Origin of the sequence: Streptomyces sp. YIM 98790 (genome assembly GCF_011421595.1) — a bacterium.
Lineage (GTDB): Bacteria > Actinomycetota > Actinomycetes > Streptomycetales > Streptomycetaceae > Streptomyces.
The window spans coordinates 1-18,336 of sequence record NZ_WTLH01000125.1; the positions used below are offsets into that span (position 1 = coordinate 1).

The 18,336-nt window shown below is 74.5% G+C and carries 15 protein-coding genes and 1 pseudogene; 7 read left to right on the forward strand and 9 right to left on the reverse strand.

Annotated features, from left to right (window positions below):
• Window positions 1–179: 179 nt before the first annotated feature.
• On the reverse strand, window positions 180–467 hold the full coding sequence (locus GQS09_RS19335; RefSeq protein ID WP_165987965.1) for a hypothetical protein: 288 nt from the start codon (window positions 465–467) through the stop codon (window positions 180–182).
• A gap of 238 nt (window positions 468–705) precedes the next feature.
• Complete coding sequence (locus GQS09_RS19340) at window positions 706–2,088, reverse strand: glycine--tRNA ligase (RefSeq protein ID WP_165987969.1); 1,383 nt, start codon at window positions 2,086–2,088, stop codon at window positions 706–708.
• Between the two features lie 175 nt (window positions 2,089–2,263).
• Here GQS09_RS19340 and GQS09_RS19345 point away from each other — a divergent pair, with 175 nt between their 5' ends.
• The 4 genes from GQS09_RS19345 (at window position 2,264) to GQS09_RS19360 (ending at window position 5,677) form a co-directional block, all read left to right on the forward strand.
• Complete coding sequence (locus GQS09_RS19345; RefSeq protein WP_165987971.1) at window positions 2,264–3,430, forward strand: metal ABC transporter substrate-binding protein; 1,167 nt, start codon at window positions 2,264–2,266, stop codon at window positions 3,428–3,430.
• Window positions 3,431–3,525: 95 nt separating this feature from the next.
• The gene (locus tag GQS09_RS19350; protein ID WP_165987973.1) at window positions 3,526–4,281 is read left to right on the forward strand and encodes a metal ABC transporter ATP-binding protein; all 756 of its coding nucleotides are present in this window, start codon (window positions 3,526–3,528) and stop codon (window positions 4,279–4,281) included.
• 22 nt (window positions 4,282–4,303) lie between these two features.
• Window positions 4,304–5,182, forward strand: a complete 879-nt coding sequence (locus GQS09_RS19355) for a metal ABC transporter permease (RefSeq protein ID WP_165987975.1) — start codon at window positions 4,304–4,306, stop codon at window positions 5,180–5,182.
• A gap of 66 nt (window positions 5,183–5,248) precedes the next feature.
• Complete coding sequence (locus tag GQS09_RS19360) at window positions 5,249–5,677, forward strand: Fur family transcriptional regulator (protein WP_165987977.1); 429 nt, start codon at window positions 5,249–5,251, stop codon at window positions 5,675–5,677.
• A 100-nt stretch (window positions 5,678–5,777) separates the two neighbouring features.
• Here GQS09_RS19360 and GQS09_RS19365 read toward each other — a convergent pair whose 3' ends face one another.
• The 6 genes and pseudogenes from GQS09_RS19365 to GQS09_RS19390 all read right to left on the reverse strand — a co-directional run bounded on the left by GQS09_RS19365 (window position 5,778) and on the right by GQS09_RS19390 (window position 12,602).
• Window positions 5,778–6,605 carry an isoprenyl transferase gene (locus GQS09_RS19365; protein ID WP_165987979.1) on the reverse strand — a complete coding sequence of 276 codons (828 nt, stop codon included), beginning with the start codon at window positions 6,603–6,605 and terminating at the stop codon, window positions 5,778–5,780.
• 261 nt (window positions 6,606–6,866) lie between these two features.
• A pseudogene (gene recO / locus GQS09_RS19370) lies at window positions 6,867–7,610 on the reverse strand (DNA repair protein RecO); the annotation flags it as partial.
• Window positions 7,611–7,622: 12 nt separating this feature from the next.
• Entirely contained in the window at window positions 7,623–8,249 is a 627-nt protein-coding gene (locus tag GQS09_RS19375; RefSeq protein ID WP_207958030.1) for a response regulator transcription factor, read from the reverse strand.
• A 104-nt stretch (window positions 8,250–8,353) separates the two neighbouring features.
• A complete protein-coding gene (locus GQS09_RS19380) occupies window positions 8,354–9,580 on the reverse strand; it encodes a sensor histidine kinase (protein WP_243761569.1) in 1,227 nt (408 codons plus the stop codon).
• A 7-nt stretch (window positions 9,581–9,587) separates the two neighbouring features.
• Entirely contained in the window at window positions 9,588–11,768 is a 2,181-nt protein-coding gene (locus tag GQS09_RS19385) for an MMPL family transporter (RefSeq protein WP_165987988.1), read from the reverse strand.
• A 186-nt stretch (window positions 11,769–11,954) separates the two neighbouring features.
• Window positions 11,955–12,602, reverse strand: a complete 648-nt coding sequence (locus GQS09_RS19390; RefSeq protein ID WP_165987990.1) for a polysaccharide deacetylase family protein — start codon at window positions 12,600–12,602, stop codon at window positions 11,955–11,957.
• A 413-nt stretch (window positions 12,603–13,015) separates the two neighbouring features.
• On the opposite strand from GQS09_RS19390, the gene leuA reads away from it, so the two are divergent.
• Both leuA and GQS09_RS19400 read left to right on the forward strand, forming a co-directional pair.
• Window positions 13,016–14,728 (forward strand): 2-isopropylmalate synthase, encoded by a 1,713-nt coding sequence (gene leuA / locus GQS09_RS19395; RefSeq protein ID WP_243761570.1) that lies wholly within the window; start codon window positions 13,016–13,018, stop codon window positions 14,726–14,728.
• Between the two features lie 195 nt (window positions 14,729–14,923).
• Window positions 14,924–15,604, forward strand: coding sequence for a TerB family tellurite resistance protein (locus GQS09_RS19400; RefSeq protein ID WP_165987994.1), 681 nt, complete (start codon window positions 14,924–14,926; stop codon window positions 15,602–15,604).
• Window positions 15,605–15,625: 21 nt separating this feature from the next.
• On the opposite strand, the gene GQS09_RS19405 is transcribed toward GQS09_RS19400, so the two are convergent.
• The gene (locus tag GQS09_RS19405) at window positions 15,626–16,963 is read right to left on the reverse strand and encodes a 6-phospho-beta-glucosidase (protein ID WP_165987996.1); all 1,338 of its coding nucleotides are present in this window, start codon (window positions 16,961–16,963) and stop codon (window positions 15,626–15,628) included.
• Window positions 16,964–17,207: 244 nt separating this feature from the next.
• Between GQS09_RS19405 and GQS09_RS19410 the strand changes: the two genes are divergently transcribed.
• A partial coding sequence (locus GQS09_RS19410) for a PfkB family carbohydrate kinase (RefSeq protein ID WP_165987998.1) occupies window positions 17,208–18,336 on the forward strand: 1,129 nt, incomplete at its 3' end.

Here is an 18,336-nt window from a genome sequence, read left to right on the forward strand (position 1 = left end):
CCTCGCGGGGCGTCGGGGGATGGGGACGGCCGGCCGGCGGCGGCGCCGGCCCGGTTCCCCATTGTCGCACCCCCGCCCCCCCTGCCCCGCAGCCCCCGGCAGCGCCCGCGGAGCGGGCCCGGCGCCACGGGGCGGGGTGCCGCAGGGCCCGGCGGTGCCGGGGGTGGTGCCCGGTGCTGTCAGGAGGCGACGATCATGGCCACGAAGACCGCGGCCAGGCTGACGAAGCCGAGCAGCCACGGCAGCGGCGAGAATTCCGTGCGGCAGGCCGTGCACACCCCGTGGTCGCCGACCAGGTGCTGCTCGGCGGCGTCCCGGGCGCCGGGGCCGGTCACCTGGCGCTGGTCGCCGCAGGTGTCACAGGCGAGGTAGCGGGCGTCCCCGTAGTAGTGGTAGTCGCGCCCGATGCGGACCTGGTGGGCCGCTCCGGAGGGGGCGATTCCACGGACGGTGCTCGTCGTCAGCATCCGTCTCTCCCGTTGAGTGAGTATCGGGCCGTGCCGCCGTCGGTGTTCCGTCCCCGTCGACGCCGGACGGCGCAGCGGTTGATGCCAGCCCAGTGAAGCACAAGGCCCGGGGCGGTCCCGCCAGTTGGCGGCCCGCACCGGGCCCTGTAGCGATCTCGTGACGAAGCCGTCTCCCGACGGCGACCCGCCGGTAACCGCCGGGGCGTGCGCGGCCCCGGCGGCGGCAGCGGGAGCCGTCTCAGCAGCCGACCAGGCGGCTGGCCAGGTAGCTCTCCACCTGGTCCAGGGAGACCCGCTCCTGCTTCATGGTGTCGCGCTCGCGCACCGTGACGGCGTTGTCGTCCAGGGTGTCGAAGTCCACCGTGACGCAGAACGGCGTGCCGATCTCGTCCTGGCGGCGGTAGCGGCGGCCGATGGCCCCCGCGTCGTCGAACTCGATGTTCCAGTGGCCGCGCAGGGTGTCGGCCAGGCCGCGGGCCTTCGGCGACAGCTCGGGGTTGCGGGACAGCGGCAGCACCGCCACCTTCACCGGCGCCAGCCGCGGGTCGAACCGCATGACGACCCGCTTCTCCATCTTGCCCTTGGCGTTGGGCGCCTCGTCCTCCACATAGGAGTCCAGCATGAAGGCGAGCATGGTGCGGCCGACACCGGCCGCGGGCTCGATGACGTACGGCACCCAGCGCTCGCCGGCCTCCTGGTCGAAGTAGCTCAGGTCCTGGCCGCTGGCCCGGCTGTGCGCCGACAGGTCGAAGTCGGTGCGGTTGGCGATGCCCTCAAGCTCGCCCCACTCGCCGCCCTGGAAATTGAAGCGGTACTCGATGTCCACCGTGCGCTTGGAGTAGTGGGACAGCTTCTCCCCGGGGTGCTCGTACCGGCGCATGTTGGACTCCTGCATGCCCAGCCCGCGGTACCAGTTCCAGCGCTGCTCCAACCAGTACTCGTGCCAGCGCTCGTCCTCGCCCGGCTTGACGAAGAACTCCATCTCCATCTGCTCGAACTCGCGGGTGCGGAAGATGAAGTTGCCGGGGGTGATCTCGTTGCGGAAGGACTTGCCCATCTGGGCGATGCCGAACGGCGGCTTCTTCCGCGACGTGGTCTGCACCAGGCCGAAGTTGGTGAAGATGCCCTGCGCGGTCTCGGGGCGGAGGTAGGCGACGGAGCCGGAGTCCTGGGTCGGGCCGAGGTGGGTGGAGAGCAGCCCGGAGAACTGCTTCGGCTCGGTGAAGGTGCCCTTGTTGCCGCAGTTGGGGCAGTTGAGGTCGGCAAGGCCCTGCTCGGGCGCCCGGCCGTGCTTGGCCTCGTAGGCCTCCTCCAGGTGGTCCGCCCGGTAGCGCTTGTGACAGGAGGTGCACTCGGTGAGCGGGTCGGTGAAGGTCGCGACGTGGCCGGACGCCTCCCACACCTCGGGGGCCAGGATCACCGACGAGTCGATACCGACCACGTCCTCGCGCGAGGTGACCATGGCGCGCCACCACTGGCGCTTGACGTTCTCCTTGAGTTCGACGCCCAGGGGCCCGTAGTCCCAGGCGGCGCGCTGGCCGCCGTAGATCTCACTACAGGGATAGACGAAGCCCCGGCGCTTGCTGAGGCTGACAATGGTGTCGATCTTGTCGGCTGCCACGAGTGCTCTCTTCATGACGTCGGTGGAATTGCCCCAGGGTACCGGCGTTACGGGGTCCCGCAGCAAATCGGCGGGGGCCGGGGACGGCCGCCGTCGGGGCGGGGTGGGAGGCGGGGCCGGAGGTGACCGGCATCGCAATTGACAATGGTTTCCATGTCGTCTGAAAATGGCTGTCATGAGCGATCACAGAGCCCGCCGCCGCAAGGCCCGGATATCCAGGACCACCCTCACGCTGAGCGCCGCCGCCGCGCTGGGCGCTCTCTCCCTCACCGCGTGCGGCGAGGACTCCGGCAGCGGCCCCGGCGACGACGGGCGGCTGGATGTGATCGCCAGCTTCTACCCCATGGAGTTCCTCGCCGAGCAGGTCGGCGGCGACCTGGTTTCGGTCACCACGCTCACCGCCCCCGGCACCGAGCCGCACGACATGGAACTCACCGCGCGGCAGACCGCCTCGCTCGGCGAGGCCGACGTGATCGTCTACCTGGAGGGCATCCAGCCGGCCGTGGACGAGGCCATCGAGCAGTCCGGCGCCGCCCATGTCGCCGAGGCGCTCTCCCTGGCCGGCGAACACGCCGGCCAGGAGGGCCACGACGAGTCTCACGAAGAGGGCCACGAGGAGGCGCACGCCGGGGAACCCGGGCACGAGGACGAGGCCCACGAGGACGAGGCCCACGAGGAGGAACACGGCCACGCGGAGGACGGGCACGCAGAGGAAGGCCACACGGAGGACGGGCACACGGACGAGGGCCACGCGGACGAGGGCCACGCGGACGACGGGCACACGGACGAGGGCCACGCGGACGACGGGCACGACCACGAGGGCGGAGACCCGCACATCTGGCTGGACCCGGTCGCCTACTCGGCGGTCGCCGAGGGCGTGGCCGAGGTCTTCGCCGAGGCCGACCCCGACCACGCCGAGGACTACCGCCGGAACGCCGGGACCCTGACCGCCGAGCTGTCCGCGCTGGACAGCGAGTACCGGGAGGGCCTGGCCGACCGCACCGGCGACACCTTCATCACCACCCACGCCGCGTTCGGGCACCTCGCCGAGCGCTACGGGCTGCACGAGGAGGCCATCACCGGGCTGGACCCGGAGTCCGAGCCCAGCGCCGCCCGGATGCGGGACCTGCACGACATCGCCGAGCGCGAGAACGTCACCACCATCTTCTTCGAGACCCTGGTGAGCGACGAGACCGCCCGCACCCTCGCCGACGACCTCGGCCTGCAGACCGCGGTACTGGATCCCGTGGAGGGAATCACGGACGATTCCCCGGGCGCTGACTATCTGGAGGTCATGCGTGCCAACCTGGAAGCCCTGAGCAAGGCCCTGGGCGCGGCCTGACCCGCCGCCGCGGCGGCCGCCGCCCCCCGGGAGCCCGACCCCGGGGGGCGGGGGCAGGACCGGCAGCCCCGCCCCGCAGAGAGAAGAGACACCCCATGGAGCCCGTCATATCCCTCAGCAACGGCACCGCCGAGCTCGGCGGACACCCCGTGCTGCGCGGGGTGGACCTCACGGTACGGCCGGGCGAGGTGGTCGCCCTGCTCGGCGCCAACGGGTCGGGGAAGTCCACCACGGTCCGGGCCGTGGTCGGCCAGATCCCGCTGACCGGCGGCGAGCTGCGCCTGTTCGGCACCCCGGTGCGGGAATTCCGCGACTGGCGACGGGTCGGCTACGTGCCGCAGCGCTCCACCGCGGCCGGCGGCGTGCCCGCCACCGTCCGGGAGATCGTGGCGGCCGGCCGGCTGGCCCGCCGCGGCCTGCGCCCGCTGCGCCGCGCCGACCGGGCCGCGGTGGACCGGGCGCTGGCGGTGGTGGGCCTGGCCGACCGGGCCGGGGAACCGGTCTCCGCGCTCTCCGGCGGGCAGCACCAGCGGGCGCTGATCGCCCGCGCGCTGACCACCGAGCCGGATCTGCTGGTGATGGACGAGCCGCTGTCCGGGGTGGATCTGGACAGTCAGCAGGTGCTGGCCGACACCCTGGGCCGGCTGACCGCGGACGGCACCGCGGTGCTCGTGGTGCTGCACGAGCTGGGGCCGCTGGCGCCGCTGATCGACCGGGGCGTGATCCTGGCCGGCGGCCGGGTGGAACGCGTCGCCGACCGCCCCGAACAGCTGCCCGACGCGCACCCCTGCCACCCGGCGGACGCCGTCGAGCCGTCCGCCCGGCCCCAGCTCCAGACCGGCCTTCTGTGACCTCTGCGAAGTGAGCCCCGCCATGCCCGAATTCCTCGAACCCGCCTTCATGCAGCGCGCGCTGCTGGCCGCCCTGCTGATCGGCGTGGCCGCGCCGTCCGTGGGCATCTTCCTGGTGCAGCGGCGCCAGGCCCTGATGGGGGACGGCATCGGGCACGTGGCCCTGACCGGGGTGGCGCTCGGCTTCCTCTTCTCCGCCAACCCGGTGTGGATGGCGGTGCTGGTCTCGGTGACCGGCGGGGTGCTCATGGAGCTGATCCGCTACTCCGGCAAGGCGCGCGGCGACGTGGCGCTGGCCATGATGTTCTACGGCGGCATGGCGGGCGGCGTGATGATCGTCAACCTGGCGCCGGGCGGCACGACCGCCAATCTCACCAGCTATCTCTGGGGGTCGATCACCACCGTCTCGTCCTCCGACATCAGCGCCATCGTGATCCTGGCCACCGTGGTGCTGCTGATCACCTTCGGGCTGCGCCGCCAGCTGTTCTCGGTCTGCCAGGACGAGGAGTTCGCCCGGGTCACCGGGCTGCCGGTGCGGCTGCTCAACCTGCTGCTGGCGGTCACCGCGGCGGCCACCGTCACGGTGGCCATGCGGGTGGTGGGGCTGCTGCTGGTCAGCGCGCTGATGGTGATCCCCGTGGTGGCCGCGCAGCAGACCGCCCGCAGCTATGCGGCCACGCTGGCCGGGGCGGTCGCCTTCGGCGTGACGGCCGCCCTGTCCGGCACGGTCACCTCCTACTACGCGGACGTGCCGCCGGGCGCGACGATCGTGCTGATCGCCATGGGGCTGTTCGCGCTGACCGCGCTGCTGGCCACCCCGCTGGCCCGGCGCCGCGCGCGCCGCGCCGCGGCCGCCGCACCCTCCCGGGGCCCGGCCGCGGCCACGGCCGCCGCCGGCTGAGCCGCCTGGCACAATGGACTCGCCCGGAGAGGCGCAGCAGGCACAGGACACTCACGGGAGGCAATCGTGGCGACGGCAGGCCCGCCGGTCCGTGGCCGGGCGACGCGGCAGCGCGCCGCGGTGGCGGCGGCGCTGGCGGAGGTCGACGAATTCCGCAGCGCCCAGGAGCTGCACGACATGCTCAAGCACCGCGGCGAGTCCGTGGGCCTGACCACGGTCTACCGCACCCTGCAGTCGCTGGCCGACGCCGGACAGGTGGATGTGCTGCGCACCAGGGAGGGCGAGGCGGTCTACCGCCGGTGCAGCACCGACGACCACCACCACCATCTGGTGTGCCGCCACTGCGGCAAGGCGGTCGAGGTGGAGGGCCCGGCCGTGGAGCGGTGGGCCGAGGCCGTCGCCGCCGAGCACGGCTTCACCGACATCAACCACACCGTGGAGATCTTCGGCATCTGCCACGACTGCGCCACCGCCCCGGCTCCCCGCGCTCCGTGACCGGGCGCGCCCGGTCACGGGATGTGCGGGCGCGGGATGTGCCGGGATGTACCGGGAGATGTGCCGGGATGTGCGGCGGCCGGGGCGGCCGGCCCGCGCGTCAGCCCTCGTGGGGGGAGGCCGGGACGGGGTTGGGGAGCGCGCCGCCGAAGCGGCGGTCGCGGGAGGCGTACTCCACGCAGGCGTCCCACAGATGGCGGCGGTCGAAGTCCGGCCAGAGGATGTCCTGGAAGACCAGCTCGGCGTAGGCGCTCTGCCAGATCAGGTAGTTGGAGGTGCGCTGCTCGCCGGAGGGGCGGACGAAGAGGTCGACGTCCGGCATGTCGGCGAAGTAGAGGTACTGGCCGAGGGTCTTCTCGGTGACGCGGGAGGGGTCGAGCCGGCCGGCGCGGGCGTCGGCGGCCATCCGGGCGGCGGCATCGGCGAGTTCCGCCCGCCCGCCGTAGTTGACGCACATGTAGAGGGTCATGGCGTCGTTCTCCCGGGTGCGTTCCTCGGCGACCCGCAGCTTCTTCACCACCGACTTCCACAGCCGCGGTTCGCGCCCGGCCCAGCGGATGCGGACGCCCATCTCGTCCAGCTCGTCGGTCCGGCGGTCGATCACATCCCGGTTGAAGCCCATCAGGAAGCGGACCTCCTCCGGGGAGCGCCGCCAGTTCTCGGTCGAGAAGGCGTACAGGGAGAGATTCCTCACCCCCAGCTCCAGGCAGCCCTTGACCACCTCCAGGACCACGGCCTCGCCGCGCTTGTGGCCCTCGGTGCGGGGCAGGCCGCGCTCCTTGGCCCAGCGGCCGTTGCCGTCCATGACGATCGCCACGTGCTTGGGGATCAGTTCGCCGGGAAGCTTGGGCGGACGCGCCCCCGAGGGGTGCGGATCGGGGGTGCGGTACTGGCGACGCTGCCGCAACGGCATTCCGCGGCGAGCCATGGGCGGTTCCTTTTCGGCGGGTCCGGCCGGCGGCGTGCCGGTCCGGCGGAATCGGGTACGGGCGGTGCTCTGAAGGAGCGTATCGGACGGAGCGGGCGGCCCACGATGGCCGTCCCGCGGGATGTGTCCCGGTCCGCGGGCGGGTCAGCCGGGCGGTGCGGCCCGTGGCGCGGACGGTGCCGCCGGTGCGGGCGGTGTGCCCGGGGTGTCCGCCGTGTCCGGTGCGGAGGGCGGCCCCGGGGCCTGCCGCGGCGCGGCGGCGCGGTCCACGAAACGCAGCGAGCGCAGGCCGCGCTCCAGATGCCAGTGCAGGTACGCCGAGACCAGGCCGCTGCCCTCGCGGACGTAGCGGGCCTCGGTGGCGTCGGCGGTCGGCCAGTCGCCGGAGAGCAGCGCGCCCAGCAGCCGCAGCGTGGCCGGCGAGGGCACCACACTGCCCGGCACCCGGCAGTCGGGGCAGACGGAGCCGCCGGCCGAGACCGAGAAGAAGCGGTTGGGCCCGGGCAGCCCGCACTTGGCGCAGGCGTCGAAGCTGGGCGCGTAGCCGCCGCAGGCCAGGGAGCGCAGCAGATAGGCGTCCAGGATCAGGCCCGGGGTGTGGTCGCCGGCCGCCAGGGTGCGCAGCGCGCCGATCAGCAGCAGGTACTGCTGGACGTTGGGTTCGCCCTCCTGCTCGGTGAACCGTTCCGCCGTCTCCAGCATGGCGGTGCCGGCCGTGTAGCGGGCGTAGTCGGAGACGATGCCGCGCCCGTACGGCGCGAGGGTCTCCGCCTGGGTGCACATCGGCAGGCCGCGCCCCACCAGGGCGCTGCCCCGGGCGAAGAACTGGACGTCGACGTGGGAGAACGGCTCCAGCCGGGCGCCGAACCTGGACTTGGTGCGGCGCACCCCCCGGGCGACGGCACGCACCCGGCCGTGCTGCCGGGTGAGCAGGGTGATGATCCGGTCCGCCTCTCCCAGCTTCTGGGTGCGCAGCACCACGCCGTCGTCCCGGAACAGACTCATGCGGCCATTCTCTCAGTCCTCCCGGTCCCCGGGGACGACCAGGCCGGACTCGTAGGCGGCGATCACCAGCTGGGCCCGGTCGCGGGCGCCGAGCTTGCCCATGATGCGGCTGACGTGGGTCTTGGCGGTCAGCGGCGACAGCCCCAGCAGGCCGGCGATCCCGGTGTTGGTGCAGCCGCGTGCCACCAGGGCCAGCACCTGGCGCTCGCGGTCGGTGAGCCGCTCCAGCGCGGCGGCCACCTCCCGGCCGGGCGCCGGCGGCTCGGGCGCGCGCAGCACCCGGGCGATCAGCCGGGCGGTGGGCCCCGGGGAGAGCAGGGCGTCACCGGCCGCGACGGTGCGGATGGCGGCCAGCAGTTCGGCCGGGCGGGTGTCCTTGACCAGGAAGCCGGAGGCGCCGGCGCGCAGCGCGGCCAGCACGTGCTCGTCGGTGTCGTAGGTGGTCAGCACCAGGACCCGCACCCCGGCCAGGTCCTCGTCCGCGGCGATCTGCCGGGTGGCCTCGATGCCGTCCATGCCGGGCATGCGGATGTCCATGACGACCACGTCGGCGCGGGCCGACCGGGCCAGGGCCACGGCCTCCCGGCCGGTCGCGGCCTCGCCCGCCACCGTCAGGCCGGGCGCGGAGTCGATCAGCATGGCGAACGCCGCCCGGACCAGGGTCTGGTCGTCCGCGAGCAGCACCCGCACCTCGTTCGGGCCGTCCCCGGCGGCCGGTGCGGTGTCCGGTTCTGGCACGGGTGTCACTCCGGGCCGCCGTCGGTGAGCGGGAGCGCGGCGGTGACCGTGAAGCCGGCGCCGCCGTCCGGGGACGGCCCGGCGGTGAGGGTGCCGCCGACGCTGCGCGCCCGCTCCCGCATCCCGGGGATGCCGAAGCCGGGCCGTCCGCCGGCCGGCTCGGGGGTCCCGGGACCGGCGGCAGCCCGCCCGGTGTCCCGCACGGTGAGCAGCAGCCGGCCGTCCGCGATCCGGCCGCCGACGGTGACCCGGACCCCGGGCCCGGCGTGCCGGACGGCGTTGGTCAGCGCCTCCTGCACGATCCGGTACGCGGCGGCGCCCACCGCCGGCGGCACCTCCGGCACCTCCGCTTCCGCCGGCCCGCCGCCCGCACCGGGGAATGCGCAGCCGACCCGGGCCCCGGCCGCTTCGGCGGACCGCACCAGATCGGGGATGGAGGACAGGCTGGGCAGCGGTCCGGTGCCCTCCCGGTCCCGCAGCACCTCCAGGGTGCGGCGCAGCTCGCCGCGCGCCTCCCGGCAGGTGTCGGCGACGGCGTCCAGCGCCTCGGCGACCGCCGCGTGGTCCAGCCGTTCCGGATCGGCCCGCAGCACATGGGCCGCCACCGAGGTCCGCACCCCGATCAGGGTGATGCTGTGCGCCAGCAGGTCGTGCAGATCGCGGGCGATGCGCAGGCGTTCCTCGGCGACCCGGCGGGCCGCCTCCTCCTCCCGGGTGCGCTCGGCCCGCTCGGCCCGCTCCCGGATGGCGCCCACATAGGCACGGTGCATCCGCACCGCCTCGCCCAGCGCGAGCACGGCCAGGATCCAGCCGGTGACCCGCAGCATCTCCAGCCCCTCGGCCGGCCCGGTCCGGGTCCACACCGAGACCACCACCAGCAGGGTGCCGCCGGCCACCAGCAGGGTGCGGACGCGGGGCCCGGTGACCGCCACGGTGTAGAGCGCCAGCACCGAGGCGGGCACCGGCGCGCCGTGGCTGTAGTCCAGGGCGTGGAACGGCGCGGCGGCGGCCAGATGGGCCAGCAGCACGGACAGCGGCCGGCGCCGCCGCCACACCAGGGGCAGCACGCAGGCGGCCAGCAGCGCCCAGCCCAGGACACCGGGGCGGCGGCCGTCCGCCTCGGTGAGGGCCAGCAGCACGCCCAGCGCCCCGGCCGCGAGCGCGAGCGCGGAGTCCTCGGCCAGGACGCGGCGGGGGGTGCGCGGCGCGGACGGGGCGCGGGTCACGGGCATCCGTCCATCATCCGGCATGCTCCCGGGCCTCCGGGGCCGGATGGGCCCCGCCCCCGCCGGTCTCCCGGGAGAGCGGTCCGGGCCACCACAGCCGCCGGTCCAGCAGCCAGGCGGCGGCGGTCACCACGTACGTCCGGACCAGGAAGGTGTCCAGCAGCACCCCGGCCGCCACCACGAACCCGACCTGGATCATGAAGACCAGCGGCAGCGTCATCAGCACGCCGAAGGTGGCGGCCAGCACGATGCCCGCCGAGGCGATCACGCCCCCGGTGCGGGAGAGCGCGGTCAGGGCGGCCCGCCGGGTGGGCAGACCGCGCAGGTTCTCCTCGCGCATCCGGGTCACCAGGAAGATGCTGTAGTCCACTCCCAGCGCCACCCCGAACACAAAGGTGATCACGGCGAGCGACGGGTCGGTCCCCTCGAAGCCGAACACCGGACCGAAGAGGAAGCCGCCCAGCCCCAGCGAGGCCAGCCAGGAGGCGGCCACCGCCACCAGCAGCAGCACCGGGGCGAGCAGGCTGCGCAGCAGCACCACCAGGATCACCAGCACCGCGAGCAGCACCAGCGGGATGACCCTGGCCCGGTCCGACGCACCGGTGGCCGCCAGGTCCATCTGCTGCGCGGTGGGGCCGCCGACCAGGGCGCCGGTGCCCTGCAGTGCCGTGCGCAGGCCGGCCACGACGGCCTCCTCGGCCGCCGACTCGGCCGGTGCGTCGGCGTGGACGGAGATCTCGGCCCAGCCCTCACCGGTGCGTTCCCGTTCCGCGTCCGCGACTCCCCCGGCGGTCCGGATGCGCTCCACGATCCGCCCGGCCGACTCCTCGGGCACCATCACGGTGATCGGCCGGCTGCTCCGCTCCGGGTACTTCTCGGCCAGCAGCGTCATGGCCGTCACGGACTCGGGGGTGTCGGTGAAGCTGTCCCGGTCCTTGAGCTGGCCGGGCAGCGCGGACACGCCCAGGGAGCACACGGCCAGCAGCAGCACCCCGGCGGTGAGGATGGTGCGCGGGCGGCGGCCGACCGAGCCGCCCATCCGGCCGAACAGGTCCCAGCGGCGGCGGGCGCCCTCCGGCGGCTCGCCGCCGTGGACCGGGATCGCGGGCCAGAAGACGCGGCGGCCCAGCAGCACCAGCAGGGCGGGCAGCAAAGTGATCATCACGGCCAGGGCGCACAGCACGCCGACGGCCGCCACCGGGCCGAAGCCGCTGAGGGAGCGCTGGTCGGCGACGAGCAGCACCAGCAGGCCGGCGGCCACCGTGCCGGAGGAGGCCAGCAGGGCGGGGCCGGTGCCGCGCAGCGCCCCGGCCATGGCCAGGTGGGTGCTCTCGTGGCGGCGCAGCTCCTCCCGGTAGCGGGCCACCAGCAGCAGGGCGTAGTCCGTTCCGGCGCCGAAGACCAGGACGGTCATGATGCCGGCGCTCTGCGCGGTGACGGTGATGCCGAAGACCTGGACGAGTCCGTAGACGGCGGCCCGGGAGACCGCGGCGGCGACGCCCACCGAGATCAGCGGCACCAGCCACAGCAGCGGGCTGCGGTAGATGAGGATCAGCAGCACGGTCACGACGGCGACGGTGGCCAGGGTGAGTGTGGCGTCGACGGAGGAGAAGACCTCCTCCAGATCGGCGGAGACCGCGCCGGAGCCGCCGGCCATCGCGGTCAGGCCGTCCCCGGCGGTCTCCGCGGCCCGTGCGAGCCGGTCGCGGATGTCGGCGACGGCCTCGGTCTCGGCCGTCTCGTCCGCCAGGCCGGTCAGGGCGAGGGGGTGGACGAGGGTGGTGCCGTCCGCGGACGGCAGGCCCGGCGGGGTCCCGCGCGCCCCGTGGTCGGCGGCCACCCCGGCCGCCACCGCGTCGGCCCGCTCCCGGTCGGCAGGGGTCAGGCCGCCGTCCCGCTGCCAGACCAGGAGGACGTCGGTGCTCCCGCCGCCGGGGAGCCGCTGCGCGATCTCGGCGACCTGGGTGGACTCCGCGGAGGCGGGGAGGTACTCGGCCACGCCGTCCCGCTGCACGGACTCCAGCTCGCCGGCCGCCGGTCCGGCGACGGCCAGCAGCGCCGCCCACAGCGCGATCAGCACCCACGGCACCGCGCGCCACCGCCCGGGCGGGCGGGACACCCGCCGCTCTCCGCCGGTGCCGGGGTCCGCCGGCCGGCTGGGGTCCGGCCGGTTCTGCCGGGTCACGGCCTTCATGCGGCCGCCTCCTTCTGCGCGCTGGCGCGCCTCGGTTCCGCTGTGAACTTCCGTTCTCAGCGTCCCGGCGGGATGCGGCGGAATCGTCGGCCCGTGGAACGGGTTCGCCGGTACTGCCCGCGGCGGCTCCCCCGCCGGGATACTCCCGGCGGAGTACCCCGGCGCGGCGTCCGCCCCGGGCGGCCGTCAGCCGGCCGGGGCGGGCGCGGCGCCGCCGGGCCGGTCGTAGACCGCGCCCGGCAGCAGGGCGCCGCCGTCCGGCCCGGCGTACAGCTCGCTCACCGTGACGAACCGGTAGCCGCGCCCGCTCAGCACCCGCAGGATCTCCGGCACCGCTGCCACCGTGGTGCGCTGGATGTCGTGCATCAGCACCACGTCGCCCGGCCGCACCCGGTCCAGCACCGCACGGGTGACATGCGCGGTGTCCCTGACGCGCCAGTCCTCCGGGTCCACGCTCCACATGATCAGCGGCATCCCGGCGGCCTCGCGGACCCGCTCGTCGTGCTCGCCGAACGGCGGGCGCAGCAGCCGTGGCGCGGTCCCGGTCACCTCCCCGATGGCCGCGCTGGTGCGGTCGATCTCCTCCCGGAGCCGCTCGGCGCCCAGCCCGGTGAGACGGGGGTGGCTCCAGCTGTGGTTGCCGATCTCGTGCCCGGCCCCGGCCTGCCGGCGCACCAGCTCGGGGCGGGCGACCACGTTCTCGCCCACGTCGAAGAAGGTCGCGCGGGCACCGTAGGAGTCCAGGGTGTCCAGGAGCTCGGCGGTGTACGGGCCGGGGCCGTCGTCGAAGGTGAGGGCCACGCCGGGGGCGGAGATCGGTGCCATGGGTGCCATGGGTCCCAGTATCGCGACCGGGGGCGGCGGCGGTAGACGGCCCATCCCGGCCCGGCCGCGGCGCGCTCCCCGGCGCGGTGTGCGGCTTCTCGCATACTGATACCGACGGGGCGCGGCGCCGCCGGTGGGCTACATTGGACGGCGATGCGTTTCCGGATGCTTCTCCTTAGCCGCCGCGGCGAGGGCCGGTAGAAGACGGGCCCCTCCCCGCGGAGTCCGGTGCTGCCCGTCGACCCTTCCCTTGGTTCGACCCCTCTGGAGACACCAGCATCATGAACGCCAGCAGCTCCTCCGCCCGTTCGTCCGGTCCGGCCGATTCCTCCGGGGTATCCGGCGCGGCGGACGGCCCACGCGGCACCATCGGCCGCCGCACCCCGCTGACCGCCGCCACCGTGCGGCAGGCCCCCTCCGGCATGCCGGTGCACAAGTACCGGCCCTTCGAGGCCGTGGACGTGCCCGGCCGCAGCTGGCCGGAGCGCCGCATCACCGCCCCGCCGCGCTGGCTCTCCACCGACCTGCGGGACGGCAACCAGGCGCTGATCGACCCGATGTCCCCGGCCCGCAAGCGGAAGATGTTCGACCTGCTGGTGGGCATGGGCTACAAGGAGATCGAGGTGGGCTTCCCGGCCTCCGGGCAGACCGACTTCGACTTCGTCCGCTCGATCATCGAGGAGGACGCGATCCCGGAGGACGTGACCATCTCGGTGCTGACCCAGGCCCGCGAGGAGCTGATCGCGCGCACCGTGGAGTCCCTGGCCGGGGCCCGCAACGCCACCGTCCACCTGTACAACGCCACCGCCCCGGTCTTCCGCCGGGTGGTCTTCGGCAACGCCACCCGGGACGACATCCGGCAGATCGCGGTGGACGGCACCCGGCTGGTCATGGAGTACGCCGAGAAGCTGCTGGACGACCGGACCGTGTTCGGCTACCAGTACAGCCCGGAGATCTTCACCGACACCGAGCTGGACTTCGCGCTGGAGGTCTGCGAGGGCGTGATGGACGTCTGGCAGCCCGAGGAGGGCCGGGAGATCATCCTCAACCTGCCGGCCACCGTGGAGCGTTCCACGCCCTCCACCTACGCCGACCGGTTCGAGTGGATGTCCCGCAACCTCTCCCGCCGCGAGTACGTCTGCCTGTCCGCCCACCCGCACAACGACCGGGGCACCGCGGTGGCCGCCGCCGAGCTGGCGGTGATGGCCGGCGCCGACCGCGTGGAGGGCTGCCTGTTCGGGCAGGGCGAGCGCACCGGCAACGTGGACCTGGTCACCCTGGGCATGAACCTGTTCTCGCAGGGCGTGGACCCGCGGATCGACTTCTCCCGGATCGACGAGATCCGCCGCACCTGGGAGTACTGCAACCAGATGGAGGTGCACCCGCGCCACCCGTATGTGGGAGACCTGGTCTACACCTCCTTCTCCGGCTCCCACCAGGACGCCATCAAGAAGGCCTTCGAGGCGCGGGAGGCCGAGGCCGCGGCGGCCGGGAGCACCGTGGACGACCTGGTCTGGGAGATGCCCTACCTGCCCATCGACCCCAAGGACGTGGGCCGCTCCTACGAGGCGGTCATCCGGGTCAACTCGCAGTCCGGCAAGGGCGGCGTCTCCTACGTGCTGAAGAACGACTACAGCCTGGACCTGCCGCGCCGGATGCAGATCGAGTTCTCGCGGATCATCCAGGAGCGCACCGACGCCGAGGGCGGCGAGATCACCCCGGAGCAGATCTGGGACATCTTCTGCCACGAGTACCTGCCCACGCCGGACGCCCCGTGGGGCCGGATCGCGCTGCGCACCGCCCAGACCTCCACCTCCACCGACGGGCACGACGCGCTCACCGTGGAGGCCGTGGTGGACGGCGAGGAGACCGTGCTGACCGGCGCCGGCAACGGCCCGATCGCCGCCTTCTTCGACGCCCTGGCCCGGGCCGGGGTGATCGACGAGACGCGGGGCGACGTCCGGCTCCTGGACTACGTGGAGCACACCATGAGCGAGGGCGCCGGCTCGCAGGCCGCCGCGTACATCGAGATCGCGGTGGGCGACAAGGTGCGCTGGGGCGTCGGCATCGACGCCAACATCGTGCGCGCCTCGCTCAAGGCGGTGGTCTCCGCGGTGAACCGGGCCGCGCGGTGAGCCGCCGCTAGGTCCGGACGGCCCCGATCGCTGCCCGCACGGCCCGGTCCCTGCGGACCGGGCCGTGCCGTGTCCTGGTGCCGCGGCGGCCCTCTCCCGGCACTTCGTGCCGCCGGGGGTACTGACGCCGTGCAGGCGATGTGGCTAACATCACTTCTTCACGGCAGGGTTGCCGGACAGTGACGGAGGTACAGCGTGGTGCACTCCCGGGACTCCAGGAGCGGCCGGCAGCCTCGGCTGGCGGGCGTCCGCACGGCGTGGCGCGTGGTGGCCGACGGCGAGTTCTTCTGCCCGGACTGCGGCGGGGACCGCTGCTATCAGCAGTTGTCCGGGCGGCGCAGACTGAGCGTGGTGGGAGTGCCGGTGCTGCCGCGCGGCGAGGCCGAACCGGTGGTGCAGTGCTCGTTGTGCCACGGGCGTTTCCCGCTGTCCGTGCTGGAGGTGCCCACCACCACCCGGCTGACCGCCCTGCTGCGGGACGCGGTGCACACGGTGGCCATCGCCGTGCTGGCGGCCGGCGGCGCCGAGCCGCGCGCGGTGCGGGAGACCGCGGTGGACGAGGTCCGCGCGGCGGGCTTCGCCGACTGCACCGAGGAGCGGCTGCTGACCCTGCTGGCCGCGCTGACCTCGGAGGGGCAGGCCGCGGTGGCCATGGAGCTGCGGGTGGCGCTGAACGCGCTGACGCCGCAGCTCTCGGCCGCCGGGCGGGAGGGGCTGCTGCTGCGCGGCGCCCGGATCGCCCTGGCCGACGGCCCGTACGGGGCGGCGGAGAGCGAGATGCTGGCCGCGATGGGCACCGCGCTGGGCCTGGCCCCGGCCGACACCGAGCGCCTGCTCACCGCCGCGCGCGCCCTCCCCGGCAGCGCCGGCCGCTGACCGCCGGCCGGGCCCGGGGGCTCAGCGGCCGGCGGCACGGTCCAGGAGGCGGGCGGCGACGGCGGGCGAGTCGATCAGCGGGTGCAGGGCCAGGGCGCGCCACGCGGCGGCCTCGGAGCCGGTGAGCGCGGCCTCGATGGTGGCCCGTTCCGCGGCCTTCACCAGCAGCATCAGGCCCAGTTCCGCCGGGCCCGGCTCCAGGCAGGCCAGCGGGTGCGCGCCCTGTGATCCCACCTCGCAGACGGTTTCGATGATCGCGCCGTCCGGCAGCGCCGGTACCGTCCCGGCGTTGCGCACATTGAGGATCATCCGGGTGCGGCGGTCCTCCCGGATGGCGCGCATGGCGGCCAGCGCCACGCCCTCGTAGCCGCCCTCGTCCATGTCCCGGGCGTCCCGCTGCCAGCCGCCGGTGGCCTCCCTGGCCTCCGCCAGATAGGTCTCGTCGCGCTCCCGCCGGGCGGCCTCCCACAGCTCGTACGCCCGCGCCGGGGGCTCGGCCGCCGCGCGGGCGAAGAACTGGGACTGCTGGCGGTCCAGGAACTCCCCCCGGGTCTCGGTGGCCTCCCACTCCTTCTCCAGCGACTCCCGGCGGAAGTAGTAGTAGTACAGATACTCGTTGGGCACGGCGCCGAGCGCCCGCAGCCAGTCGGCGCCGAACAGCCGCCCCTCCTCGAAGGAGCCCACCGCGGCGCTGTCGGCCAGCAGCCCGGGCAGCACGTCCCGCCCCTCGTGGATCAGGGTGCGCAGCCAGCCGAGGTGGTTCAGGCCCAGGTAGTCGTAGCCGAAGCCGGGCGCGTCCGGGTCCGCGCCGGCGGCCCGGGCGGCCCGCCGCACCAGGCCGACCGGGGAGTCGCAGACCCCGAGCACCCGGTGCCCCAGCACGGTGGCCATGGCCTCGGTCACCATGCCGGCCGGATTGGTCGCGTTGATCACCCAGGCGTCCGGGGCGAGCTCCCGCACCCGGCGGGCCAGCCGCACCGCCACCGGAACCGTGCGCAGGCCGTAGAGCACACCGCCCGCGCCGGCCGTCTCCTGGCCGAGCACGCCCTCGGCGACCGCCAGCCGCTCGTCCCGGGCGCGGGCCCGGGTGCCGCCGACCCGGATCGCGCAGAACACGAAATCGGCGCCGCGCAGCGCCTCGTCCTCCTCGGCGGCCACCCGCACCGGCGGGCCCTGGCCCAGACCGCGCAGCACCGCCGCGATGACCTCGGCGCGCGCCGGATCGGCGTCATAGAGGACGATTTCCGAGAAAAGCCCGGAGAAGGGCGATCCGCCGCCTTCCGTGCCGCCGTATGTCAGCAGTGACCGGTATACCAGGGGCACACGGAAGCCGCCCCCGCCGATGATCGATAGCCTCACACCAGGGAACGTACCGTAGATAACGGTCACATCGGTCGACGGCGGCGGATCCGAGCCGCCACACCTCACGACTGACGACCGGGAGCAGACGGTGGACACCAGCACAGATCCCTCACCCTCCGCACCCGCCCACGGCCGCCGCGGCGGCGGCGGGCGCGGGCGCCCGGACGGCACGGCGCGGCGGCTGCCGCTGGAGGTGCCGGTGCGGGCGGTGCGGTCCGCCCGGCAGGAGCCGGCCGCGGAGATTCCGGCGGCCTCTCCGGGCGGCGGCCGGCCGCACCGGCCGGTCGATCCGCTGGGCGGCCTGCGCCGCGCCGGCGACCCGCCCTGCGATGTCTTCCTCACCGGAACCGTCTTCCTGGACATCGTCTTCACCGGCCTGGACGCCGCCCCGGTGCGCGGCACCGAGAACTGGGCGCGCGGCATGGGCTCCAGCCCCGGCGGCATCGCCAACATGGCCACCGCGCTGGCCCGGCTGGGTCTGCGCACCTCGCTGGCCGCCGCCTTCGGCGACGACAAGTACGGCGAGTACTGCTGGGAGACGCTGGAGCGCGGCGAGGGCATCGACCTGTCGCACTCGCGCACCATCCCCGGCTGGCACTCGCCGGTCACCGTCTCGCTCGCCTACGAGGGCGAGCGGACCATGATCACGCACGGCCATGCCGCGCCGCTGCCCGATCCCGGCTCCCCCGATCCCGGCGCCACCCCGCACTCCCGGTCCTGCGTGGTCTCGCTGACACCCGGCCGGGACCAGGAGTGGATCGCCGCGGCCGCCCGCGCCGGCAGCCGGCTGTTCGCCACCGTGGGCTGGGACGACACCGGCCGGTGGGACCTGGCCGAGCTGCCGGATCTGGCGCACTGCGAGGCGTTCCTGCCGAACGCCGCCGAGGCCATGCGCTACACCGGCGCGGACACCCCGCTGGCCGCCGCCCGGCGGCTGGCCGAGCGGGTCCCGGTGGCGGTGGTGACCATGGGCGAGGAGGGTTCCTGCGCGGCCGACGGCCGGACCGGGGAGACCGCGTCCGTGCCCGCCATCCCGGTCGACGCGCTGGACACCACCGGCGCCGGGGACGTCTTCATCGCGGGCTTCGTCACCGCCACGCTGGCCGGCTGGCCGCTGACCGACCGGCTGGCCTTCGCCGGGCTGACCGCGGCGCTGTCGGTGCAGGAGTTCGGCGGCTCGCTGTCGGCCCCGGGCTGGGCCCAGATCGCCGCCTGGTGGACGCGGGCGCGGGCCGCGGCGCAGGGCGCCCGGAGCGGCTCCGCACCGGCCTCGCTGGCCCGCTACGCCTTCCTGGACCGCCTGCTGCCCGGCTGTGCCGAGCCGGCCGGCGCGAGCCGCTGGACGGCCGGCTGTGCGCCGCTGCGGCGGG

Excerpts from the sequence above, each read along its gene's own strand:
- GQS09_RS19380 (WP_243761569.1), bottom strand. The coding sequence starts at position 9,580 with ATGCCCGTGACCCGCGCCCCGTCCGCGCCGCGCACCCCCCGCCGCGTC.
- GQS09_RS19390 (WP_165987990.1), bottom strand. The coding sequence starts at position 12,602 with ATGGCACCCATGGCACCGATCTCCGCCCCCGGCGTGGCCCTCACCTTC.
- GQS09_RS19345 (WP_165987971.1), top strand. The coding sequence starts at position 2,264 with ATGAGCGATCACAGAGCCCGCCGCCGCAAGGCCCGGATATCCAGGACC.
- leuA (WP_243761570.1), top strand. The coding sequence starts at position 13,016 with ATGCCGGTGCACAAGTACCGGCCCTTCGAGGCCGTGGACGTGCCCGGC.
- GQS09_RS19335 (WP_165987965.1), bottom strand. The coding sequence starts at position 467 with ATGCTGACGACGAGCACCGTCCGTGGAATCGCCCCCTCCGGAGCGGCC.
- GQS09_RS19385 (WP_165987988.1), bottom strand. The coding sequence starts at position 11,768 with ATGAAGGCCGTGACCCGGCAGAACCGGCCGGACCCCAGCCGGCCGGCG.
- GQS09_RS19375 (WP_207958030.1), bottom strand. The coding sequence starts at position 8,249 with ATGCTGATCGACTCCGCGCCCGGCCTGACGGTGGCGGGCGAGGCCGCG.
- GQS09_RS19365 (WP_165987979.1), bottom strand. The coding sequence starts at position 6,605 with ATGGCTCGCCGCGGAATGCCGTTGCGGCAGCGTCGCCAGTACCGCACC.
- GQS09_RS19355 (WP_165987975.1), top strand. The coding sequence starts at position 4,304 with ATGCCCGAATTCCTCGAACCCGCCTTCATGCAGCGCGCGCTGCTGGCC.
- GQS09_RS19350 (WP_165987973.1), top strand. The coding sequence starts at position 3,526 with ATGGAGCCCGTCATATCCCTCAGCAACGGCACCGCCGAGCTCGGCGGA.